26 protein-coding genes and 1 riboswitch are annotated in these 23018 nt (G+C 61.7%); of the genes, 13 read left to right on the forward strand and 13 right to left on the reverse strand.

From position 1 onward, the window contains the following. Positions 1-386: 386 nt before the first annotated feature. Positions 387-1574, forward strand: coding sequence for a lytic transglycosylase domain-containing protein (locus ACUXH0_RS17235; RefSeq protein ID WP_004629556.1), 1188 nt, complete (start codon positions 387-389; stop codon positions 1572-1574). Between the two features lie 79 nt (positions 1575-1653). On the opposite strand, the gene ACUXH0_RS17240 is transcribed toward ACUXH0_RS17235, so the two are convergent. The 11 genes from ACUXH0_RS17240 to ACUXH0_RS17290 all read right to left on the reverse strand — a co-directional run bounded on the left by ACUXH0_RS17240 (position 1654) and on the right by ACUXH0_RS17290 (position 9913). Then, a complete protein-coding gene (locus tag ACUXH0_RS17240; RefSeq protein WP_004629555.1) occupies positions 1654-2838 on the reverse strand; it encodes a pyridoxal phosphate-dependent aminotransferase in 1185 nt (394 codons plus the stop codon). Positions 2839-2882: 44 nt separating this feature from the next. Then, positions 2883-3350: a transcription antitermination factor NusB gene (gene nusB, locus ACUXH0_RS17245; RefSeq protein ID WP_004629553.1), complete on the reverse strand. Its 468-nt coding sequence runs from the start codon at positions 3348-3350 to the stop codon at positions 2883-2885. Positions 3351-3377: 27 nt separating this feature from the next. Next, a complete protein-coding gene (gene ribH, locus ACUXH0_RS17250) occupies positions 3378-3878 on the reverse strand; it encodes a 6,7-dimethyl-8-ribityllumazine synthase (protein ID WP_004629552.1) in 501 nt (166 codons plus the stop codon). A gap of 81 nt (positions 3879-3959) precedes the next feature. Further along, positions 3960-5099, reverse strand: coding sequence for a bifunctional 3,4-dihydroxy-2-butanone-4-phosphate synthase/GTP cyclohydrolase II (gene ribBA, locus ACUXH0_RS17255; protein WP_012435059.1), 1140 nt, complete (start codon positions 5097-5099; stop codon positions 3960-3962). A 127-nt stretch (positions 5100-5226) separates the two neighbouring features. After that, positions 5227-5880, reverse strand: a complete 654-nt coding sequence (locus ACUXH0_RS17260; RefSeq protein ID WP_004629548.1) for a riboflavin synthase — start codon at positions 5878-5880, stop codon at positions 5227-5229. Between the two features lie 6 nt (positions 5881-5886). Beyond that, a complete protein-coding gene (gene ribD / locus ACUXH0_RS17265; RefSeq protein WP_182594393.1) occupies positions 5887-6999 on the reverse strand; it encodes a bifunctional diaminohydroxyphosphoribosylaminopyrimidine deaminase/5-amino-6-(5-phosphoribosylamino)uracil reductase RibD in 1113 nt (370 codons plus the stop codon). Between the two features lie 24 nt (positions 7000-7023). Beyond that, entirely contained in the window at positions 7024-7605 is a 582-nt protein-coding gene (locus tag ACUXH0_RS17270) for a GspH/FimT family pseudopilin (protein ID WP_182594394.1), read from the reverse strand. Beyond that, positions 7593-7997, reverse strand: a complete 405-nt coding sequence (locus tag ACUXH0_RS17275) for a type IV pilin protein (RefSeq protein WP_182594395.1) — start codon at positions 7995-7997, stop codon at positions 7593-7595. The genes ACUXH0_RS17270 and ACUXH0_RS17275 overlap by 13 nt, the downstream gene beginning before the upstream one ends. Continuing rightward, positions 7994-8749 (reverse strand): pilus assembly PilX family protein, encoded by a 756-nt coding sequence (locus tag ACUXH0_RS17280; protein WP_259393714.1) that lies wholly within the window; start codon positions 8747-8749, stop codon positions 7994-7996. Before ACUXH0_RS17280 ends, ACUXH0_RS17275 begins: the two co-directional genes overlap by 4 nt. Positions 8750-8778: 29 nt before the next feature. After that, entirely contained in the window at positions 8779-9711 is a 933-nt protein-coding gene (locus ACUXH0_RS17285; RefSeq protein ID WP_182594397.1) for a PilW family protein, read from the reverse strand. Between the two features lies 1 nt (position 9712). Further along, positions 9713-9913 (reverse strand): type IV pilus modification PilV family protein, encoded by a 201-nt coding sequence (locus ACUXH0_RS17290; protein ID WP_259393718.1) that lies wholly within the window; start codon positions 9911-9913, stop codon positions 9713-9715. A 442-nt stretch (positions 9914-10355) separates the two neighbouring features. Between ACUXH0_RS17290 and ACUXH0_RS17295 the strand changes: the two genes are divergently transcribed. The 7 genes from ACUXH0_RS17295 to ACUXH0_RS17325 are packed head-to-tail and all read left to right on the forward strand — an operon-like array spanning position 10356 to position 17274. Further along, complete coding sequence (locus tag ACUXH0_RS17295) at positions 10356-11000, forward strand: GspH/FimT family pseudopilin (RefSeq protein WP_012435065.1); 645 nt, start codon at positions 10356-10358, stop codon at positions 10998-11000. Then, a complete protein-coding gene (gene pilV, locus ACUXH0_RS17300; protein ID WP_004629533.1) occupies positions 10997-11500 on the forward strand; it encodes a type IV pilus modification protein PilV in 504 nt (167 codons plus the stop codon). Before ACUXH0_RS17295 ends, pilV begins: the two co-directional genes overlap by 4 nt. Next, a complete protein-coding gene (locus ACUXH0_RS17305; protein ID WP_012435066.1) occupies positions 11497-12531 on the forward strand; it encodes a PilW family protein in 1035 nt (344 codons plus the stop codon). The genes pilV and ACUXH0_RS17305 overlap by 4 nt, the downstream gene beginning before the upstream one ends. Further along, positions 12531-13100 (forward strand): pilus assembly PilX family protein, encoded by a 570-nt coding sequence (locus tag ACUXH0_RS17310; protein ID WP_004629531.1) that lies wholly within the window; start codon positions 12531-12533, stop codon positions 13098-13100. The genes ACUXH0_RS17305 and ACUXH0_RS17310 overlap by 1 nt, the downstream gene beginning before the upstream one ends. A gap of 4 nt (positions 13101-13104) precedes the next feature. Continuing rightward, a complete protein-coding gene (locus tag ACUXH0_RS17315; RefSeq protein WP_182594398.1) occupies positions 13105-16473 on the forward strand; it encodes a pilus assembly protein in 3369 nt (1122 codons plus the stop codon). A gap of 10 nt (positions 16474-16483) precedes the next feature. Then, a complete protein-coding gene (locus tag ACUXH0_RS17320; protein WP_004629529.1) occupies positions 16484-16843 on the forward strand; it encodes a hypothetical protein in 360 nt (119 codons plus the stop codon). Then, positions 16840-17274 carry a type IV pilin protein gene (locus tag ACUXH0_RS17325; RefSeq protein ID WP_182594399.1) on the forward strand — a complete coding sequence of 145 codons (435 nt, stop codon included), beginning with the start codon at positions 16840-16842 and terminating at the stop codon, positions 17272-17274. Before ACUXH0_RS17320 ends, ACUXH0_RS17325 begins: the two co-directional genes overlap by 4 nt. A gap of 45 nt (positions 17275-17319) precedes the next feature. Here the strand turns inward: ACUXH0_RS17325 and nrdR are convergent, their stop codons facing one another. Together nrdR and glyA are read right to left on the reverse strand one after the other, a co-directional pair. Beyond that, positions 17320-17784 (reverse strand): transcriptional regulator NrdR, encoded by a 465-nt coding sequence (nrdR, locus tag ACUXH0_RS17330; RefSeq protein WP_004629525.1) that lies wholly within the window; start codon positions 17782-17784, stop codon positions 17320-17322. 134 nt (positions 17785-17918) lie between these two features. Continuing rightward, complete coding sequence (glyA, locus tag ACUXH0_RS17335; protein ID WP_024973368.1) at positions 17919-19166, reverse strand: serine hydroxymethyltransferase; 1248 nt, start codon at positions 19164-19166, stop codon at positions 17919-17921. A 133-nt stretch (positions 19167-19299) separates the two neighbouring features. Next, positions 19300-19428: riboswitch (ZMP/ZTP riboswitch) on the reverse strand. A gap of 138 nt (positions 19429-19566) precedes the next feature. Between glyA and ydfG the strand changes: the two genes are divergently transcribed. The 5 genes from ydfG (at position 19567) to tolA (ending at position 22995) form a co-directional block, all read left to right on the forward strand. Next, a complete protein-coding gene (gene ydfG, locus ACUXH0_RS17340) occupies positions 19567-20319 on the forward strand; it encodes a bifunctional NADP-dependent 3-hydroxy acid dehydrogenase/3-hydroxypropionate dehydrogenase YdfG (protein ID WP_182594400.1) in 753 nt (250 codons plus the stop codon). A 69-nt stretch (positions 20320-20388) separates the two neighbouring features. Then, the gene (gene ybgC, locus ACUXH0_RS17345; protein WP_004629519.1) at positions 20389-20793 is read left to right on the forward strand and encodes a tol-pal system-associated acyl-CoA thioesterase; all 405 of its coding nucleotides are present in this window, start codon (positions 20389-20391) and stop codon (positions 20791-20793) included. Next, a complete protein-coding gene (gene tolQ, locus ACUXH0_RS17350) occupies positions 20790-21482 on the forward strand; it encodes a protein TolQ (protein ID WP_004629517.1) in 693 nt (230 codons plus the stop codon). The genes ybgC and tolQ overlap by 4 nt, the downstream gene beginning before the upstream one ends. A gap of 12 nt (positions 21483-21494) precedes the next feature. After that, positions 21495-21929, forward strand: coding sequence for a protein TolR (tolR, locus tag ACUXH0_RS17355; RefSeq protein ID WP_004629515.1), 435 nt, complete (start codon positions 21495-21497; stop codon positions 21927-21929). Between the two features lie 37 nt (positions 21930-21966). Continuing rightward, on the forward strand, positions 21967-22995 hold the full coding sequence (gene tolA / locus ACUXH0_RS17360; protein ID WP_004629513.1) for a cell envelope integrity protein TolA: 1029 nt from the start codon (positions 21967-21969) through the stop codon (positions 22993-22995). Positions 22996-23018 lie beyond the last annotated feature (23 nt).

A 23018-nucleotide genomic window follows, 5' to 3' on the forward strand; every position in this document is an offset into this window, starting at 1 on the left:
GCAGGTCAGCCAGTCCCAACAACGGGAGCCTTATCATAACTTTTGGATATGAAAACTTACTTCTTTATGATTGACTTGGCATAACGCGCTTCCTACAATCCAATCCGATCTGGCAATTGTTGCAACGCAACATGTTTTCGGCTAATGCCTACGCCCCGTTCTCAAACGTATGAGGGGCGACACCAGAGCACATCAGCATCGCTGCGGGACGTGACCTCCCCAAGGACACGGCCCGCATTTCTCTGGGCACTAGGGGAGTGCCCCCAACAGATGCCGGCTGACTGCAACAGCGCGGCATCCTTACTAAAAACCGTTGCGATTCGAAACGCACGGCGCCAGGCAAAAGAAAGGCGTCTACCGGATCTGCGCAGCGGACGGAGGTAAGTATGAACGGTTGGAAAACCCTTCATTCTTCCGGGATCGGATCGGCGCTGCAACGCCGGCTCGTAGCCCCGGTTGGCCGCCGCCTCGCGCGTGCTGGTCAAGTTGCGCTGCCTCGTAAGCTGCGCATGGAGTTGAACGCAGGGGGCGCCGCCGCGTCCCGCAATGAGTTGCATCCTGGCGTACTGCTGGTGTTCCGCAGCGGGCATGTCGTGCTTAATAGCATCGGCTTGCTGGCGGTGGCCGCCGCAGTTGCCCTCTCGCTCAACAGCGAGTGGCGCGCCACGGTCGCTCAACGCGTGCTGCATTTCACGCCGGGTGTCGACACCAGTGTCGCCTCGGCCAATCCGTCGCCCGCGATTGCGGCTGGCGTGCAGCCGGTTGCTTTTGCACCGACGGCGCCGTCCGCCGGTACGGGTGCCGCTCAAGCTGTAGCGCCTGCTGCGGCGCAGGGTGGCACGGTCGCGGCCGCAGGTTGGGACACGCTTTCGAAGGTGCCGTCCGTGGCCGAGTTGGCTGCGCAGATTCCGAACACGCAAGTCGTCCGTGACGCGCGTGAGTCGGCAACCGCCGGTACCCCGCGAGAGCAGGCTGCCGTGGCCGAGTACATCGCCCGCAAGTACCGCGTGGCGGCCACTGCCACTGGCCAGTTGGTGAAAGCGGCCTATCAGACCGGCAAGGAAGTCGGCCTGGATCCGCTGCTCATCCTGGGCGTGATGGCCATCGAGTCCAGTTTCAACCCGTTCGCCGAAAGCGGTATGGGTGCGCAGGGTCTGATGCAGGTCATGACCAAGGTCCACCAGGACAAGTACGAAGTGATGGGCGGCGTTGGTGCTGCGCTCAATCCGTATGCCAACATCAAGGTCGGTGCGCTGGTGCTGAAGGATTGCATCGCGCGTGCAGGTTCGATCGAAGGCGGCCTGAAGCTGTATGTCGGGGCGGTCACGCAAGGCGACGGCGGCTACGGCGGCAAGGTGCTGCAAGAGCGGTCGCGCCTGCGCATGGTGGCCACTGGGCATCGTTCGCCCATGACGGTGGCGTCTGAGCGCGAACCGGTGAAGCCGGTCGCGACGGCAACGCCTGTGACGCAAGCCGATGCGAAGACGCAAGCCACCAAGCCGTCCGACAAGCAACCGGCGGCTGGTCAACAGGAAGAGGCACGTCTGGACAATAAGTCGCAGGGCCAAGCCTGATTGGCCCGATTCGCTGCGCTATATAGGAAAGGCCGTCCTTCGGGACGGCCTTTTCTGTTTGGGCGACGCGTAGAGTGTTTTACCGGCTGAATAGCTTGCCGAGCCTAGCGACCGCTTCTTCCAGATGCGCCATCGACGTGGCGTACGACAGCCGGATGTAGTGCTGCGCCGTGTGTGGACCAAAATCGAGCCCCGGCACCAGCACCACGCCAGCGTCATGCAGCATCGACTGGGTGAGGGCGTCGGCATTGGCGGCGTGCGGGTGGTTTACGCCGCGGCAATCGGCGTAGACATAGAACGCCCCGTCCGGCTTGACCGGTACCTTGAAGCCGAGCGACTCCAGCGCTGGCACGATGAAATCACGTCGGCGGCGGAATTCGGCCTTGCGCTCTTCGTAGATCGCCAACGCTTCCGGCGCAAAGCAGGCGAGCGCCGCATATTGCGCCACCGCCGACGCGCAGATGAACAGGTTCTGCGCGACCTTCTCGAACTCCGGCACCAGTTCGGCGGGTGCCACCAGCCAGCCGAGCCGCCAGCCGGTCATGTTGAAATACTTGGAAAAGCTGTTGATCGTGACGACATCGTCGCCGAACGACAGTGCGGAGACCGGGGCCTGATCGTATGACAAACCTTGGTAGATCTCATCGACGATCGAGAATCCGCCTCGTGCACGTACCGCCTGCACAATACGCTGCAGCTCATCCGGCAGGATCGACGTGCCCGTCGGGTTGGAAGGGGAGGCCAGCAGCACACCCTGCGTGCGCTCGCCCCAGTGGGTTTCGACCTGCGCGGCAGTCAACTGAAAGCGTTCTTCCGGCCCCGACGGCACCAGCTTCGCCTCGCCATTGAAGGCGGCCACGAAGTGACGGTTGCACGGATAGCTTGGATCGGGCATCAGGACTTCGCCGCCAATCTCCACCAGCACCGCACACGCCAGCAGCAACGCTGCCGACGCGCCCGCCGTCACGATGATGCGCTCGGGCGCGATGTCTAGGCCGTAGACGGTGTGGTAGTAGCGGGCGATGGCCTGGCGCAGCGAGCGGATGCCCAGGGCCCCGGTGTACTGCGTGACGCCGCGCCGCATGGCGTCGGCGGCCGCTTGCACGACGGGCTCGGCGGCGGTGAAGTCCGGCTCGCCGATGCCCATGTGGATGATACTGCGCCCCGCCAGTTCCAGCTCGCGGGCCTGCTTGGCCAGTTCCATCACGTGAAAGGCGCGGATATTGGCCAGCCGGGCGGCTGTGTGCAGGCGGTGGGCGTCCATCTTGAAGCGAAGCGAAAAAGGTAAAGCGAACAGCAGACGCCGAATTACCGGCGGGCAGCGACCTCGACAGCGCGCACTTGCGTAGCCAGCTTGTCCAGCACGCCGTTGACGTACTTGTAGCCTTCCACGCCGCCGAAGGTCTTGGTCAGTTCAACCGCTTCGTTGATCACGACCTTGTACGGGATGTCCACGCAGTGCACCAACTCGTACGCGCCGACCAGCAGGGCGGCACGCTCGACCGGCGACAGCTCGGCAACCGGGCGATCCAGGTACGGCGTGAACGCCTCGGTCAGCGTGGTTTCTTCGCGGATCGCACCGTGCAGCAGCGCGTCGAAGTGCGCGCGGTCGGCCTTGTTGAAGCCTTGCGCGTCCTGCAGATGCGCCTCGACCACGCCCGGGTCGTTGCGATTGAGCAGCCATTGATACAGACCCTGCAGCGCCAGTTCGCGCGCACGGCGGCGCGCGCTCTTGGCGGGCGCTTTGGCCTTGGCTTGGGAATTGTCTTGCGTCATGGGAAAAGCCTTTGCGCGAGGAAGCGCTTATTCATTCTCGCCGTCGTCGTCCTGGCCGTGATCCTGCAGACCGTCGAGGTCGTTGGTCAGGTTGGCCATTTCGACGGCGGTGCGGGCGCAGTCGCGACCTTTTTCGCGGGTGCGGGCGTGGGCCTGTGCGTCTGTGTCGGTGGTCAGGATGCCGTTGGCGATGGCGATGTTGAAGTCCAGGCCCACGCGCGTGATGCCGGCGCCCGATTCGTTGGACACCAGTTCGAAGTGGTACGTCTCGCCGCGGATGACTGCGCCCAGCGCGATCAGCGCGTCGAACTGGCCCGACTCGGCCATCTTCTGCAGCGCCAGTGGGACTTCCAGCGCACCCGGCACAGTCACGAGCAGCACGTCTTCGCCGGCCACGCCGAGTTGTTCGAGTTCAGCGACGCAAGCTTCTCGCAGTGCTTCGCACACGGGCTCGTTGAAACGCGCCTGGACGATGCCGATGCGCAGGCCTTCGCCGTTGAGATTGGTCGGGTAGAAGCCGTGGTCCATGGTGTATTCCAGTTAAGGTTGCCGGTCGGGCAACGTCAGAAGAAGAAAGCCGGCGCGGCAGTCTCGGCTGCCGCGGGAAAATCAGTGTGTCGCGGTGGATGCAGAGGAAGTGACGTCGGGTGCATCTGCCATCGACTGGTACGCCGTCACCTCCAGATCGTAGCCGACCATGCTCGGCAGTTTGAGCGGCGAGGCCAGCACACGCATTTTGCCCACACCCACGTCCTTGAGGATTTGCGCGCCGATGCCGTAGATGCGCGGATCGGGTTTCGTACGCGGGCGCTCATGCGGCGCGTCCAGCGCGGAGAACTGCGTGAACAGCCGGTCCGCCGAATCGCCGCAATTGAGCAGCACGACCACGCCGGTCGGGGCAGCCTGGATGGCACGCAGGGCAGCGGGCACGCTCCACGAGTGCGTCGTGCGCTGGCACTCGAGCAGGTCCAGCACCGAGAGGGGTTCATGTACGCGCACCAGCGTTTCGGTGTCCGGCGTCGGCGTGCCCTTGACCAGCGCCAGATGGGCGCGGCCGGCCGCCCGATCGCGGAAGGCGACGGCGTGGAACGTGCCGAACTGCGTCTCCATCGTGCGCTCGCCGACGCGCTCGACGATGCTCTCGGTGCGGCTGCGGTATTGGATCATGTCGGCAATCGTGCCGATCTTCAGGCCGTGTTTCTTGGCGAATTCCACGAGGTCCGGCAAGCGCGCCATGGTGCCGTCGTCCTTCAGGATCTCGCAGATTACGGCGGCGGGTGTCAGGCCCGCCATGGCGGTCAGGTCGCAACCGGCTTCGGTGTGGCCGGCGCGCATCAGCACGCCGCCCTTCTGGGCCCGCAGCGGGAAGATGTGGCCCGGGTTCACCAGGTCAGACGGTTTGGCGTTCTTGGCTGCCGCCACCTGAATGGTGCGTGCGCGGTCGGCCGCGGAAATACCGGTGGTCACGCCTTCGGCCGCTTCGATCGATACGGTGAAATTGGTGCCGAACTGCGTACCGTTGCGGCTTGCCATCATCGGCAGGTCGAGCTGGTCGCAGTGCTCTTCGGTGAGCGTCAGGCACACCAGGCCACGCGCGTGCGTGACCATGAAGTTGATGGCTTCCGGCGTGACAAAGTCGCTCGCCAGGATCAGGTCGCCTTCGTTCTCACGGTCTTCCTCGTCGACCAGGATGACCATGCGGCCGGCGCGGATTTCGGCAATGATTTCTTCGACTGTGGCGATCGACATGGCGTAGCAGGGGTGCGCGCCGCCGGTCAACTCCCGTCAATCGGTGATTTCGGGGGCCGTGCGACTGCGTAGATGGCAAGCCCGTTATTGTACGCCAAGGCGGCCCCAAGCCAGTGGGGCCTATGGTTCAAACGGCTGCCAGGGGTTGTGTGCCCACGGGCAGGCCAATAGCGGCGTGGGTGAGCATGCGCTCCACGTAGCGGGCGATCAGGTCGATCTCCAGGTTGACCTGGCTGCCGGCCTTCAGGTGCTTGAGCGTGGTGACTGCCACGGTGTGCGGGATCAGATTGATCGAGAACTCGCAGCCGTCGGCATCGTCCCGGACGGAATTGACCGTAAGCGACACGCCGTTCACCACCACGGAGCCCTTGTAGGCCAGATACTTGCCCAGCTCTACCGGAGCCCGCACGCGCAGTTCGTGCGATTCGTTGACCGGCGCGAAGTATGTGACCGTGCCCAGGCCGTCCACATGGCCGGATACGAGGTGCCCGCCGATGTGGTCAGCCAGGCGCAGAGCCTTCTCCAGATTGACCTCGCCGGGGCGTTCCAGCCCGACGGTCTTGGACAGCGATTCGCGCGATACATCCACGTCGAAGCGGGTCTCGGTTTTGGCGACGACCGTCATGCATGCGCCCTGGATGGCAATCGAATCGCCCAAGGCCACGTCGGCTAGCGGCAGGCCGCCGGCGTCGATGGACAAGCGCACGCCGGCATCGGCGTTGTCGCCAAGCGGCGAGACGGTTTCAATACGGCCAACTGCGGCGACGATTCCGGTGAACATAAGCAATCAATCCGTCGGGTTGCGGCGCGCCAGGATGCGGAGATCGCCCCCGATGCGCGAGATATCGTGAAAGAAGAATTCGGCCGCGCCTTCCAGCGTCTGCAGCGGCCCCATATTGAACATGCCCTGGCCCGAGCCGAGCACCTTGGGTGCCAGATGGACGAGGATCTCGTCAACCAGCCCTTCGCGCAGCAGCGAGCCGTTGAGTTTGAAGCCGGCTTCGACGTGCAGCTCGTTGATTTCGCGGCGACCCAGTTCGCGCAGGACTGCGGCCAGATCGACTTTTCCTGCGGCGTTCGGCAGCAGGATGACCTCCGCGCCGCGCTCGCTCAACGCACGCATGCGGCCAGCTTCGGGTTGAGCGGCAAAAATGAGCGTCGGCTCGTGGTGCCCATCTGCGGTGAGGATGTGGGCGTCGAGTGGCACGTCCAGCGCCGAGTCGATCAGCACGCGGCGAGGCTGGCGCGGCGTGTTGATGGCGCGCACGGTCAGTCGCGGATTGTCTTCGCGCACCGTGCCGATACCGGTGAGGATGGCACAGGCGCGCGCGCGCCAGCGGTGGCCGTCGTTGCGCGCCTCGGTTTCGGTAATCCACTGGCTGATGCCGTTGTCCAGCGCGGTGCGGCCGTCCAGCGAAGCGCCGACCTTCACACGCACCCAGGGCGTGCCGCGCGTCATGCGCGAAACGAAACCGATGTTCAGCTCACGCGCCTCCCGCTCCAGCAGCCCGCAGCGCACGTCGACCCCGGCATCGCGCAGCTTCTGCAAGCCGCGTCCGGAGACAGCGGGGTTTGGATCTTCCATGGCCGCCACCACGCGGGTGATCCCCGCTTCGACGAGACGATCCGCGCAGGGCGGGGTGCGGCCAAAGTGGCTGCAGGGCTCCAGCGTCACATAGGCGGTGGCGCCGCGCACGTCCTGGCCGCGCGACTGAGCATCCTTGATGGCTTGGATTTCAGCGTGGTCCTGTCCGGCGGGTTGCGTGTAGCCCTCGCCGATGACGGTGTCGTCTCGCACGATCACGCATCCGACGCGCGGGTTGGGCGTGGTGGTGAACAAGCCCTTCTCGGCCAGCGCCAGGGCGCGCTGCATCATGGCGTGGTCGAAGTCGGAGAACATGAGCAAAAAATGCGGGAGTTTGGGTTAATCGTCGTTAGCCGAGGCGCTGGCGCCGCACGTTTTGGTGTCCTTGGCCGGATCGCAGATGCGGGCGCGGCCTGCGGAGCTGATGCGGACCCGCCGCTCATGTGCTCCAGATCGGATTGTCAGCGTGCCGTAGAGCTGGCTGCCGTTGCGCTGTCGCGAGTATCCCACAGGTGCAAAAGAGAGGGTGTCGACATCCCGCTGTGACGCCGTGAACGCAAATTCGACGGGCGGCACCACATGCGGCGACACGCGCATCAAGATATCTTCGGTGCCGGGTTCAAGCGGCGTCGCCTGGGTTTGCGGCGAGGGCGTCATATACAACGCCCATCCCGACGACCAACCCTGCTCAGCGTTGCACGGGCCGAGGTGAACCCACGCACGCTGATTGCGCGACATGGTCTGCGCCAGCGAGATCGCGCTGACAAAGCGGTCGGCCAGAACGACGACAGTCTCGCGTTGCCACCAATTCAACGCGGCGGGCGCGGCGAACATCGCAAGGATCGATATCACGCTCAGGACGACGACGAGCTCAGCCAGCGTGAACCCGGCCCGCAGACGAGAGGCGTTCATGGCCAGCATGCGGGCGATGCCGGTTGGCGCGCATTGCCGATCTGCATGAACCGTTCGCCGGTGTTGCGCAGGATAAGCGCGCCGCAGTCGGTGCCCGCGTGCACCGGCTGGGCGACGACTTCAATGCAATGTGCGGCAGCACGCCCATCGCACGGGCCAGCAAGCAAGTGATAGCCGGAGATGTATTCCGGAATGTTGGCCGGTGAGGAGCTATTGCCTGTGTGCGCATACTGGCGTTCCAATTCCACCATGGTTGAGACCAGCGCCGCATGCGCCGCAGTCCGCCGCGCGCGCTCATGGTGTCTCGACCAGGTTTGTATGGCGGCGCCGGTCAATAACGCAGCGATGGCCAATGCGATCGTAAGCTCGACAAGCGTGAATGCGGCATGGCGATACTTCATCGTAAGCCCTCCTCGATCAGCTCACGCCAGTTCAGGCGGCCGAGCATGAAGGTTTGCGAATGGGGGGTGGTTGCGTCGTGCTGGTCGCTTGTGGTGTAGACGCGTTGTGTCACCGTGCCACTGGGTCGAATGGTGGGCAGTGCAGCTTCGGTGGTGGTCTGAGGCGTGGATGTATGGCGCGGCACTCGGGGGCGGAAGACTGTTTGCAGCACGACACTGACCGCGGGGTCGGCGCCAAATCCTGCTGCCGTGATGCGATACAACCATGGCGGTGGCGTGTCATCGCTATGCTGAGTTTGGCCGGGCCATCGATCGGGAATCGGCTCAATGACGTACCGCGCAGTGCGGCCGGCAATGCGCTGGGTGCCTGGGAGGCGTGCGTCGATCTCTACGGCGTGGGTGGTCGCATCAAGCAGTCGCGCCAACGTCCAGAGCGATTGGTCGGGTTGCGGCTGACATAACCCAAGCGAGCCGTCGTTGCCGCACGTTCCCACCAGGAAGCCGCGTCTCAAAACCGGATCCAGTGCGGCGATACGTTCCCGTGGCAAGGCCGCCATACATTGGAGGTTCGTGGGCGTTTCGGTGGCGACGGACAGTTCGCACTCCGCCGCATTCAGCGCCATTTCCGCGCCGTATTTGGCCAAGGCACGATCGGCCGTGAGAGACGTGCGGTGCCGTTGATCCAACACCAGATGGAAGGTCGCCATGATCAGTAGGCCGAGCAACACCACCGCAGGCATCACGACCATCATCGAGAAACCACGCGCTTTGGCGCTATCGCTCAACATACGTCCACGTCGCAGGCGAGCGGATTGCGCAAGCGTACCGTTGCAGTGAAAACGGCACGACGGCGTTGGGTTTCGGTGGGCGTGAAGTGCAAGTCCTGTGCGTGGGCGCCTTCAACTCGCTCGAGGTCGGGAAATAGCGCGAGTGTGGACGTGGCCTTGTTGGCTGACCTGGGCGTGTGGTAGTCGCCGCGAACGACCAGCGCGATGTGCACGGCTTGAACCTGGCGCCATTGCTCGGTGGTCAGCGAGCGCGCGGACAGTGTCGTGCTTGAGGTGCCGCCAGCGGTGCGAACCTCATACAGAAGCTGCATTGTTTCGACGCCGCGGACCATGCCATTGGATGTCCAACGGCCCGCCACAGTCTGACCGGCTTGATGCCTTCGCGACCGGCACATGAGTTGCGGTTCTTGATCCGTCGCTCGGGCGAGATAGAGCAGCATGTATCCCGCGCGCTGGTCGTCGCTGCCGTTTTGAACGGGCTCAGCGACCCCGTAGCCGGAGCAATCGATGATGCTGTCGTCAGGTCGCTGCGAGTTGGTATGCATGCTACGGCCTGCAAAGCGGACCAGCACGGCATCGCTGTTTCGGATGCCACTGCCGTTGCAGCCAAGGACTTCCGCTTCGGGAGGGGTGCAACTGTCCGCACCTTGAATCGATAGCGTCGCCTTCGCGTCTGGCCATCGGCGCTCTGGCGATGCTGCTGGCGTATCGGTTGCCCACCCTGCATGCTGCAGTGCCATTGTCAGCAGTTCCAGCGCCTGCGTGCCGCGGCTTTCGATCAGGGCATCGTCGGCAACGCGCTGATAGCTTGCACGGGCCAGGAGTGTCAGTTGCAGCGCGATGCCAAGCACGATCAGCCCGACCAGCGTGCCGATCAGCAACTCCACAAGCGTCGCGCCCCGCCGAGCATGAGAGAGCCGGCACATGTCAGTGCACGTTTGCGGATTCGGCCCGGTTGTTTTGCGTTCGGACGTCGGTCGATAGCTGTCGCAGGCTTTGGCTGGTGGTCTCCATCCGTTCAAGTGCGGTCAAGGTGCCCGCTGCACACAGAGACAATACGGCGAGTGCGACAAGGGATTCGAGCAGGATGGCGCCGTGTTGGCGCTTGACGTGATGGCAGGCAGGCATGAGTCGACGGACACTTGGAAAGTCGCTCAAGTTAGTGTGAATTTGGCCGTATAACTGTCATATCTGGTCAATACCCTCTCCGGGAGTCGGGGGCACGGCGTCCCATGCAGCGACGGATCGTTGGTTTTTCACCAACACTAGCCTTCCCGAATCTCGCGGTTGAAGGAGGGGGTTGTTGACACTTTTTGACTAATTCCCCACTATTCCGGGGATGCATCTGCCTGGGCTTTTTTGTCGCGCAGATGATCACGTTCACGGGGGTCGGACGTGAGCCATCCTAGAAGAACTCAAATCAGTTCCAAATCGGCAGCGCGCGAACTCGGTTGCGTCGTGACTGCCGCATAAAACAATAGTCGGGGGTTCGAGTCATGCTTAACGGGATCTCGCCCATTGGGCGATGTGGGTGCGCGATCAGGCAACGGCATTCCGGCTGAGAGTTGAGATGCGCGCATTGGTTCGCGGTTCTCTTTTCGCCCTTTGGTTTCGCAAAGTCGTTCAGGCTCACCCGAGCTTGGTATCGGCGCGACTGCGCTATTCGCGCGCACTACAAGGCCAATCGGGCGGCTCGCCTATTGTCACGACATTATTGGCAACTCGCGGCTTCACGCTGACCGAGCTAATGGTGGTCTTGGCGATTCTCGCCATTCTCTTGGTGGTCGCGATCCCTTCTTTCGCACCGATGCTGCGTAGCAATCGTGTTTTTGCTGTGCAAACTGAGGTCATGTCCTCGCTCGCTTTGGCGCGAAGCGAGGCCGCTAAACGCGGCATTCCAGTGAGCGTGGTTTTGTCAGGCGCGTCTGGAGTGGTAGGTAACGAATGGGGCGCGGGTTGGTCTGTCTGGGTCGATTTAAATGCCAACGGGGTGGTTGATAGTGGGGAGGTGTTGCGTGCACACGATGCCTTGCCACCTGGGTTCACGCTGAGCGTGCCGAACAACGGCGCTCTCAAGTTCGATGCCCATGGTTTTCTGTCGCCGGCCGTGCTGCGCCAATTGAAGGTGTGTTCCACCGCCAGCGGTACGTCGGGATATCAAATCACGATTCAGCCGAACGGACTGGTCGATGCTGCCAGCGCAACGTGCCCATGAATGCTCGCCCCCTGAACTCCACTGCACGAGGCTACGCGCTGTTGGAAGCGCTGATTGCGCTTCTGGTCATTTCTGTCGGCTTAATCGGGTTCTCACGCTTGCAATTGATCGGGATGTCCAGTTCGAACATTTCCACGCAACGAAGCAAAGCCGTTTACTTGGCGTATGAGATAAGCGACAGAATACGCGCTAACCTTACGGGCTATTCTGCGGGCGCCTACAGCAGCCTGTCGGGTGCCGCTAGCAATCCCAATTGTGTGTCGAATTCAGCGGGCTGCTCGGCAGCGCAAATTGCTCAGAACGACTACTACGAGTGGTCGAACGAGCTTAGTACGCAGCTTCCGCAAGGTGCTGGTGTGGTTTGCTTGACCAGCAAAATATCGCCGACTGCGACGCCCACCGCGCCTGGCTGTGACGGTGGCGGAAACGTGTACGCCGTTATGGTCTGGTGGACCGAGAACGGCCAGCAACAGATGCTCTCGCAGAGCTTCAAGCCATGATGAATCGCCGACAAACCGGCCTCTCACTAGTTGAACTCATGGTCGGATTGACCCTGGGTTTGCTGCTCGTGGGCATTGCCGTTTCGATCTATCTCTCGGGTCGTCAAACATCGCGCGTGGTCGATACGGTGGGGCGCTTGGAGGAAAGCGCCCGCTTTGCGGTTGAGGCGATCGAGCAGGACATCCGCATGACCGGTTTTCGCGGTTGTAACGGCATGGCCAACTCGCCGGTCAATACCCTGAACTCGCCGGGCTCCTTTAACAATCGATTTGATCAGACGCTTTTTGGTTACCACGGCAGTGGATCAACGTGGACGCCGGCGCTCGATACGAGCATCAGCAGCCTTCCGCAACCTCCGATTGCGGGGACAGATGTCATTGCCATCAAGCGCACCTACGACAATGGCGCTGCATTAACTGCGCAGATGACGGGAACAACTGGTGCGGTGACGGTGGAGGCAAGCGCGCCGTTTGCTCAGGGTGACTACATCCTCGTCTCCGACTGTGAAGCTCAAGCGGTCTTTCAGGCGACGCAGGTCACGAGCAGTCCAACGACTGGTTCGCTGTCGCATGCAGCCGTTGCTGTGCCAACGCCTGGCAATGCCAGTGCGGATCTCACGCATGTCTTCAACACGGATGCATCGGCGTACCGTGTTGTGACCAAAACCTATTTCGTTGCCCAGAGTGCCAGGAACAAAGCGGTGAACTCCTTGTGGTCTTACAGCGTGCCTGACTACACGGGTGCGGGTCAGCCCCAGGAACTGGTTGAGGGTGTTGATAACCTGGTTCTTCTCTATGGGGAAGACACGGATAACGACCAAGCCGCGAACCGCTATGTCACTGCAGATAACGTTGGTACCTGGAACAACGTAGTCAGTGTGCGGATTCAGCTCTTGATGGCATCGGTTCAGAACAGCGTGTCGCCCATTGCTCAAACCTATACCTTCAATGGCGCTTCGGCGACGGCAGCCGACAGAAGAATACGCTCGGTGTTTACGAGCGTAATTACGCTGCGCAACCGGGTGATGTGATGCTACTGCTGAATTTGAATAGGCTGCGCGTTGCTCAAGGCGGTGTTGCTTTGCCTGTTGCGTTGGTGTTTCTGGTGCTCCTGACGCTTCTAGGGTTGGCGCTCGTCAATGGCTCGGTGATGCAGGAAATGATGTTGGGCAACAGCAAAGACAGCAAGCTTGCCTTTCAGGCTGCAGAAGCGGCCCTTCGTGATGCCGAATTGGATGTTGCTCAAAACATCACGACCACAACGGCTTTTGTGCAGGCGTGCACGAACGGGTTGTGCACGCCACCCTCGTCGTGGTCAACGCCAAAATCGGCGTCGGTATCCTCTTTGATCGATTGGACTAACGGTGCGAATACACGCACATATGGCGCTTATACGGGGGCAGTTGCATTGCCCAATGTTGCATCCCAGCCGCTATACGTCATTGAAAAACTCTCTGGACTATCCGTGCCGGCCGGCGAGAGTATTGGGATTGGTGTGAAGCCTCCAGCAGGAGGGACGGCTTACCGGATCACGGTCTACTCGACCGGCGCACGCCCCGAAACCCACGTCGTTCTAGAATCCATTTACGTGAAGCGCTGAGGCCATGAAGACACAATCTTTCTTAGTCAAGGCGCTCGCGCTGTTGATCAGCTCGCTGCTGCCGCTGACAACTAACGCGGCGCTGCTCACCATCGCGCAATATCCGCTGTTTCTGTCGAGCAACACAGCCACCCCCAATATTTTGGTGGTCTATGACAACTCGCAGTCCATGGACGGGACGATGACGGGCAAGTTGATCGCGGGCAACGATCCGACCACACGTGGCAACATTGCGCGCTCGGTGATTACGTCGACCATCTCGAACTATCGCACCCAATTCAACTGGGGCCTAGCGACGTTCGATTCACCGGGGCCCAGCCTGTACAACACGTATGCCTACTTCTTTGGGAGCGCCAGCACCATGGTGTTCACAAATGACTGTGTCAACGGCATTTCCGCATCGAACGGCGGCCTGCGCTGCGTCCCGAATCCGCAATCGGGTGCCTCGTATTCGTATTTGACTTACGAGCTCAGTGGCGATGATCCTGCCATCAATGACGTCTTGTACTACAACGGTACGTGGCCGTATCCGTGGGCTATTGGCTTATCGGGGGGGACGACCAGCAATCCCAATACCAATTACAACGGGTGCCAGAACCACGCCAACGTGTCGACCTGGAATTCCGGTGACTTCTCGGGTTGCCAGCAAGTTGGCTTTACCCCGACCGACGCCGGGTTTCTGCCGGGCAATCCTCCTTACTCACGAATGATCTGGCTATCGCGTGCGTGGGGCTACTATGCCAACATAAGCGGGTCCGGCAAAATGCTGGAAGCTGTGCAGGCGGATTCGCCCTCGCACTACCAGAATCTGATCGATTATCTGGCGCCGGAGACAAACTCAAATTCAGCAGCGAGCGGCCACAGCAAGCTCGAAATCAAGAACGGGGCGGTGGCTACACCTCTCTCTGGCAGTCTGCAAACGGCGAGGAGTTACTTCGCGGGCTCGCAGACTGGCTATTCGACGCCTGTGACTCAAAGTTGCCAGAAGAACTTTGTGCTGTTAGCGACCGATGGCAACCCCACCGGCAAGACCGATGGTTCGATGTGGGCGCTTTCCGATCAGCAAAGCACCTATAACTCGAGCACTGGACAGTGGACGTTCTCCAACGCTGCGAACGATGTGTTCAGTCAAATCACGGCGTTACGCAGTACGAGCGTTAAGGGTTATACGAGTCCCTTTGACATTCAGACCTACGTGGTCGGGATGGGTAGCACGGTGTCCAACCCCGCTTCGGTAGCTGCGCTCAACCAAATGGCAAAGCTCGGGGGGACGGGCAATGCTTACCTGAGCACGGATCCCGCAACGCTGCAGCAGCAGTTCCAAAGCATCGCGGCGGACATTACCACCAAGGTGGCAGCGGCTTCGGCCGTTTCCCTGAACGCGGGTTCCTGGGGGACAGGCACTGCCTTGTATCAGGCCAAGTTCAGCAGCGCCGACTGGTCGGGGCAGTTGCTTGCATATGCCATTAACTCGGACGGTTCGATCGGCAGCCAACTCTGGGATGCCGGCCAGCAGATCAATTCCCAGAACTGGGATACCGGGCGCCAGATCCTGACGTACAAGCCGTCTGCGGCTCTTGGCGCTCGCGGTATTCCGTTCCGGTGGCCTGTATCGCCGGGTTCGCCGAAGGCGACCGAGATGGACGCGGCTCAATCGACCAAGCTGAACTACAACGCCAGCCAGACCACCAACGATGGCTATGGCTCGCAGCGTGTGACCTATCTGCGTGGCAACAATGCCAACGAAGCCAATACGTGTGGGTCCTGCACACCTTCGTTTCGCAATCGTCCGACGAGCAAGCTGGGCGACATCATTCACTCATCGCCGAACTATGTCGGCGCGCCTGCGTTCAACTATCCAGACAACATGGAGAGCGCCCCTTACTCCGCATTCGTATCGACTTGGCGCAATCGAACGCCGATGATCTACGTCGGAGCCAATGACGGCATGCTGCACGGCATCAATGCGTCTACGGGGAAAGAGTCGATGGCCTATGTTCCGGCGGCCATCTACAGCAACCTCAGTATGCTGACCGCTCCGACCTACACACACCAGTACTTCGCGGACGGCTCCGTCACGGTGGGGGACACCTTCTATAAGAGCGGGTGGCATACGTTGCTGTCAGGCGCGCTGGCCGGTGGAGGACAGGGCATTTTCGCGCTCGACGTCACCGATCCGTCGAAGTTCACCGAGTCGGCTGCGAGCCAGGTCGCGCGCTGGGAATTCACCGACGCGAATGACGCAGACATGGGCTATAGCTTTGGCCAACCGTTGATCGTCAAAACAAACAACGGAAGGTGGTCCGTTATTGTGGCCAATGGTTACAACAGCACGCAGTCTGATGGTGCGGCGAGCACGACCGGCCACGCAGTGCTGTTTGTGTTGGATGCAGAAACCGGAGCGGTCACTGCAAAGATCGATACGAACGCTGGCACTACTGCTGCGCCAAATGGCCTGTCAGGACCTGTCGCCGTTGATACCAACGGGGATGGCATTGCCGACGTTGTTTATGCCGGCGATCTGGCGGGCAACATGTGGAAGTTCGACCTGTCGAGCAGCACGGTCAGCAATTGGGGGGTTGCATTTGGTACCTCCGGCAGTCCGCAGCCGTTGTTCAGTACGGGGGGGCAGCCGATTACGGTACGCCCGGACGTGACTCGAAATTTGCAAGGTAACTACCTCCTGGTCTTCGGCACGGGGCAGTACTTCACAACGACCGATACAGCGTCGACGGCTGGACAGACCTTCTACGGCATCATCGACAAGGGCGCCACGATCAGCGGCCTGTCTAATCTTCAGCAGCAATCGGTGTTGGGCACAACAACAGGTCCCGACGGCAACACGTATCGCATCACGACACACGCCGTAGGAGCGCCAACCTTGGACGCGCTTCGGTCCGGCGACAATGCAATTTCACTTGGGTCCTACAACAGCTCGAAGCTCGGTTGGTACATCAACTTGCCGACTACCGGAGAGCGTGCTGTGACAGATGCGACCATTCGTTCGGGTCGTGTGATTTTTAACACTGTCATCCCGTCCACCGCCCAATGCAGCGCCGGGGGTACCGGCTGGGTGATGGAGCTGGATGTCTTTACGGGCAACCGTTTGGATAGTCCGACCTTCGATACCAATGGCGACGGAGTCATCAACAACTCGGATCTACTCCAATATGGCGGTTCGCCCGCCAATACGAGTGGTCGACAAGTCGGCTCAATTCCCGCTGCTCCGGGCTTTTTGCAGCCCATCCAAGCACCGGGCGCCTCGCCATTTGAAAACAAATACGTCAATACTTCGGCGGGTGCCATTCAAGTGATTGGTGAAACGGCAGGTAAGGGTTCCCGTGGCCGTGTTGCATGGCGGCAATTGAACTGAGGGGGCAGGTATGAAGAAGCTATGTGTGATTGCCACCTTTGTGCTGGCAGGCAATGCAGCATATGGTGCGCTGGCGGTGGGAGGTGGCGAGCCTGGTGGCGTGACGCCCAGCCCGGCGTCGAGTCGGGCGCGGCCCCATGCGAGTGAAGCACCTCGCATGATACGTGGCGTGGTCACCGCGCTCAATCTGGATAAAGGTGAGATCGACGTGCAGGGTAACCGCCTTCAGGTCGGTCGTGCGGTGCGCGTATTTGGCCCTGCTGGGGATGAGGGCCGCCTCTCGTCGTTGCGTCTGGGGCAAGAGATTCGTTTCCTGCTGGATCCAAAGGACGCCTCTGAACGGACGATTTCAGTTATCTACTTCCAATGAACACAGGACTCTCTCGCTCTCGGCGTTTGCCCCGCGGCTTCACATTGGTTGAGCTGATGATCACGGTCGCTATTGTGGGCATCCTCGCCGTCGTGGCGTATCCGTCGCTCAACGGCTACATACAAAAGTCCAGGCGCGCGGATGCCAAAACGGCATTGCTCGCGGTGGCTCAGAAAATGGAGCAATACCGCTCATTGGGCAACACCTACGCTGGCGCGACATTGGGCGCCAGCGGCGTTTACACCAATACCAAGTCAGACAACGGCTACTACGCTCTGAGCTTCTCTGTCGTGCCTACGCAGACGGTCTATACGGTTCAAGCCGTTCCGCAGGCCGGTCAGGCAACGGATGCATGCGGTACCTTCAGCTACGATCAGGCGGGGAATAAAATGGTATCTGGGGGCACGCTTACGGCATCGAGCTGCTGGTAGTCGTCGGCCGGAGCGCAGCGGCGATAGAAGCCGTTCGCGTGCGTGCTATTTCCGCACATTCGTCGCCGCAACCTCGTCCAGCACGTCCCGAAACTCAGCCAGATCCTCAAAACTCCGGTACACCGACGCAAAGCGGATGTACCCGATCTTGTCCAGCCGCTTGAGTTCGCGCATCACCAGTTCGCCCACGCGGTCGCTGCCGATTTCCTTTTCGCCGTGGCTGAGGAGTTTTTCTTCGATGCGGGCGATGGCCTCGTCGATGGCTTCGGCGGAAACGGGGCGCTTGCGCAGCGCCAGGCGCATGGAATCCTTGACCTTGTTGCGGTCGTAGTCGACGCGGCTGCCGTTCTTTTTGACGACGGCCGGGAAGAACAGCTCGATGCGTTCGTAGGTGGTGAAGCGGCGGTCGCAGGATTCGCAGCGACGGCGGCGGCGCACGGTGTCGCCTTCTTCCGACATGCGGGTATCAATCACCTGGGTGGCCGCGTGGCCGCAAAAGGGGCATTTCATGCCGGTGGTCTCCTCGGCAACCTCAAAGAACGCACTGCGCTAAAAGAACAACGCCGCGATGGCCCCTCATTCAATTCGGGGCGCATCGCGGCAGGGTACTACGTGGCCGGAAGATCCGGCCATCGGCGGATGCCTTAGGCGTAGACCGGGAACTGCTTGGTCAGCTCAGCCACCTTGGCGCGCACGGCGGCGATGTTCGCTTCGTCGTGTGGGTTGTCCAGCACATCGGCGATCAGGTGGGCGACCTTCACCGCCTCGGCTTCCTTGAAGCCACGCGTGGTCATGGCAGGCGAACCCAGGCGCACGCCCGACGTCACGAACGGCTTTTCCGGGTCATTCGGAATGGCGTTCTTGTTGACCGTGATGTGTGCATCACCCAGTACCTTTTCGGCTTCCTTGCCGGTGATCTTCTTGGCGCGCAGGTCGACCAGCATCACGTGGCTTTCGGTGCGGCCGGAGACGATACGCAGGCCGCGGGCCATCAGCGTTTCGGCCATGGCTGCCGCGTTCTTCACCACCTGTTCCTGGTAAGCCTTGAACTCGGGCGACAGTGCTTCCTTGAACGCCACCGCCTTGCCGGCAATCACGTGCATCAGCGGGCCGCCCTGGATGCCCGGGAAGATCGCTGAGTTGATGGCCTTCTCGTGTTCGGCCTTCATCAGGATCACGCCGCCGCGCGGGCCGCGCAGGCTCTTGTGCGTGGTGGTCGTGACGAAGTCGGCGTGCGGCACCGGGTTCGGGTACACACCGGCAGCGATCAGGCCCGCGTAGTGGGCCATGTCCACCATGAAGTACGCACCAATCGACTTGGCGATCTTGCCGATGCGTTCGAAATCGATGCGCAGCGCAAATGCCGATGCGCCGGCAATGATCAGCTTCGGCTTCTTCTCTTGCGCCAGGGCTTCGAGCGCGTCGTAGTCGATGTCTTCCTGAGCGTTCAGGCCGTAGCTGACCACGTTGAACCACTTGCCGCTCATGTTGAGCGCCATGCCGTGGGTCAGGTGGCCGCCTTCGGCCAGGCTCATCCCCATGATCGTGTCGCCCGGCTTGAGCACGGCGAAGAACACGCCCTGGTTGGCCTGCGAGCCCGAGTTTGGCTGCACGTTGGCAGCTTCGGCCCCAAAGAGCTGCTTCACGCGATCGATGGCGAGCTGTTCCACCACGTCCACGTATTCGCAACCGCCGTAGTAACGCTTGCCGGGGTAGCCCTCGGCGTACTTGTTGGTCAGTTGCGAGCCCTGCGCGGCCATCACGGCCGGGGAGGTGTAGTTCTCAGAGGCAATCAGCTCGATGTGGTCTTCCTGACGCTGATTTTCCTTCTGGATGGCGGCAAAGATTTCGGGATCGATCTGGTCGATCGTATAGCGGCTGCGTTCGAACATGGCGAGTGTCTGGTCTGAAACGAAACGGAAATGGCAGAGATCGGGCGAGGCGTGGGGAAACATGCGCGCGGCTTGAACGACTGCGCTCAGCGTTGGCCGATTGCAGAGGTGTCCGAGTCACCCTGTGCTTCCCATTCGCTGCCCAGGCGAGCGGCAGGCGCCGTTGTGCATGACGCCAGAAACCTTGCGCTTCCTCGTGGTCGCTGCCCACATGTCGAAGCCGCTGAAGCGGCTTCAGGATTCGCCAGTCGCGCAAGGTGGAATGGTTGTTCGCGAGTGTACGACAGCCCCATGGCCGCCGCAAGAAGCGGGCGTGCAGACACGCACATTGCGGTGCAATAAGGTACAAGGCTTCAGGTAAACTCTGATCTTTCGCATTTTCAGGTCCGGAGACACTTTCATGATCGTATTCGTGACCGGCGCAACCGCCGGGTTCGGCGCGGCCATCGCGCGGCGTTTCGTACAAGAAGGCCATCGTGTGATCGCGGCAGGGCGCCGCCAGGACCGTCTTGATGCGCTCAAGGCCGAGTTGGGCGAGGCGGTGCTGCCGTTCGTGCTGGATGTGCTGGACGTCGATGCCGTTGCTGCCTTGCCGGGCACCCTGCCCGAGGGCTGGCGCGAAGTCGACGTGCTCGTCAACAACGCCGGTCTGGCTCTCGGCCTTGAACCTGCCCAGCGCGCTGACCTGACCGATTGGGACCGCATGATCGGCACCAACTGCTCCGGGCTGGTTCATATGACGCGTGCGTTACTTCCGGCCATGGTCGAGCGCAATCGCGGACACATCATCAATATCGGCTCGATTGCGGGGACGTACCCATACCCGGGCGGCAACGTGTACGGCGCCACCAAGGCGTTCGTCCGCCAGTTCTCGTTGAACTTGCGCGCGGACTTGACTGGTACCCGCGTCCGCGTATCGAACGTTGAGCCAGGTCTTTGCTCGGGCACCGAGTTTTCCAACGTCCGTTTCAAGGGGGACGATGCCCGCGTAGAGAAGGTCTACGAAGGCACGGAAGCGCTGACGGCGGACGATATTGCCGAGGCGGTCTACTGGATGGCGGCGCTTCCCGCGCACTTCAATGTCAACGCGATGGAGCTGATGCCCGTTTGCCAGTCATTCTCGGCCACCAGCGTGACGCGAGGCATGGCCTGAATTCGAGCGCAAGCCCTCGGCCAGTCGGTGGATGTCTGGCCGTCACTTGCGTCTTGGTAAAATTACTCGATGGCTTCTTTTGACTGGAACCTGCGCGTGTATTGGGAAGATACCGACGCAGGCGGCGTGGTGTTTTACGCCAACTATTTGAAATTTTTTGAGCGCGCCCGCACCGAGTGGCTGCGCGCGCTTGGGGTCGACCAGCAGGCTCTGGCCGACACGACCGGGGCCATTTTCGTGGTCCGCAGCACCGCCGTGGATTACCGCGCGCCGGCGCGCCTGGATGACCTGCTGCAGATCCGTTCGCGTATGGAACGGGTTGGCCCTGCGTCTGTCCAATTCGCCCAAGAAGGCTGGCGTGGCGACGTTTTGCTCGCATCAGGCACGATTCGTGTTGGATGTGTCGACCGGCTCACTTTCCGGCCGACCCCGATTCCCGCTCCCGTACTCGCAACCATCAAAGCCGCCGCATGAATCCCGTCGAGGTCACACAAGATCTGTCGATCGTCTCGCTGGTGCTGCACGCCAGCCTCCTGGTCCAATTCGTCATGGGCCTGCTGCTGGTGATGTCGCTGTTCTCCTGGACGTACATCTTCCGCAAAGCCTTCGCCCTGCGCGCCGCGCGCAGCCAGACCGAATCGTTCGAGCGCGATTTCTGGGCTGGCGGCGACCTTCAGGCGCTGTATCAGAGCGCCGCCAACAACCGCCACACCACCGGCGCGCTTGAGCGCATCTTTGAAGCCGGCATGCGTGAATATTTGAAAGCGCGTGAGCTGCAGCGCGGCGGCGGCGATCCGAGTGCCATCCTCGATGCTTCCCGCCGTGCCATGCGTGCGGCTTACCAGCGTGAGATGGACTCGCTCGAATCGCACCTGCCATTCCTGGCGTCGGTCGGCTCGGTCAGTCCGTATATCGGCCTGTTCGGCACGGTCTGGGGGATCATGAACGCCTTCCGCGGCCTGTCCAACGTGCAGCAGGCGACGCTGTCGGCGGTGGCGCCCGGTATTGCCGAAGCGCTGGTCGCCACGGCCATCGGTCTGTTTGCGGCCATTCCGGCGGTGATCGCCTACAACCGCTACGCTACCGAAATGGACCGCCTGGCCAACCGGTTCGAGAGCTTCATGGAAGAGTTCTCGAACATCCTCCAGCGCCAGACGCGCTAAGGAGTCGCGCTCATGGCTACCATCCAGCGAACGCGCCGCGCCCGACGGGCCAAGGCTGACATCAACGTTGTTCCGTACATCGACGTGATGCTGGTGCTGCTGGTCATCTTCATGGTGGCGGCACCCGTGGTGAACCCGGGCGTGGTCAATCTGCCCTCGGTGGCCAACGCCACGCCGCAGCAGACCCAGCCGCCCATCGTCGTGACGATCAAGGGCGACGGCACGATCCTTGCTCGCATCAAGACCGGTTCGGGAGCAACCGAGCAGAAGCTCGCCAACAACAACGAGCTGCGCGCATTTGTGAAGCAGCGCACTGACGAAAATCCTGATCAGCCCGTCGTGATTGCCGCCGACAAGTCGGTCCAGTATGACCGCGTGCTGACCGTGATGAGCGTGCTCAAGGGCGATGGCGTGAAGCGCGTCGGCCTGATGGTGAAATCGTCATGAGCACGCTGAAGAATCCGGGCGAGGCAACCTGAACGTCATGGCTACGACGTCGTTGCACCGTTACGAGCCTGTTCGCGAGCGCGGCACGCTGCGCGCATTCGGGCTGGCGGTCCTGACACACGTTCTGCTGATCATCTTTCTGTACTTTGGCGTGCAGTGGCAGAGCAGCACCCCGCGCGGCGAGGAAGCCGAACTGTGGGACGAGGCGGCGGTTCAGCAGGCCGTGCAGCAGGCCGCGCCGGTGCCCGAGGTCAAGCCCGAACCGGTGATCAAGGCACCGCCGGCCAAGGTGGAAGAGGAAGCCGATATCGCGCTGGAGCAGCAGAAGCGTAAGCGCGAGCAGGAAGCTGCTGCCGCCCGTGAGGCCGAACTCGCCCGCCGCGCCGCCGAAGAACGCGCCGAAGCCCAGCGTCAAGCCCGTCTGAAGGAAGAGCAGCAGGTGCGTCAGGCGGAACTCCAACGCAAGGCCTTGGCAGAACATCAGGCCAAGGAAAAGGCCGCTGAGAAGGCTGCCGCGGACGCAGCGCAGGCCCGCAAGAATGCACAGCTGCAAGCCCAGGCCGAAGCGAAGGCCAAGGCGGAAGCCGATGCGAAGCAGAAGGAATTGAAGGCCAAGGTCGCCGCAGAAGCCAAAGCCAAGGCCGACGCCGAGCATAAGGCGAATGAGTCGCGCGCCAATGCACAACGCCAGGCGCAGTTGGACCGTCTGCGTGCGATGGCGGGTGCGGGTGCGACGGGGACGGTGGCGGGCTCCGGCGGCGGTGTCGGCAATGCCCAAGGCACGGGCGGTACGGCGTCGGCAGGATATGCCGAGCGCGTACGGGCCAAGGTCAAGCCGAACATCCTGTTCGATCCTTCGGCCGTCAATGGCAACCCGTCGGCAGTGGTGTCGGTGCAGATGGCGCCGGACGGTTCGATCCTGTCCAAGCGCCTGACGAAATCGAGCGGCAATGGCGCCTATGACGAAGCGGTGATGCGTGCGGTCGAGCGCTCCGACCCGCTGCCACGCGATACCAACGGCAAAGCGCCGTCGAGCGTCATCCTGACGTTCCGGCCGAAGGAATAACGGGTTGGCGCTCCTCAAAGTGG

The sequence above is a fragment of the Ralstonia sp. 110700041-2 genome, assembly GCF_056280165.1.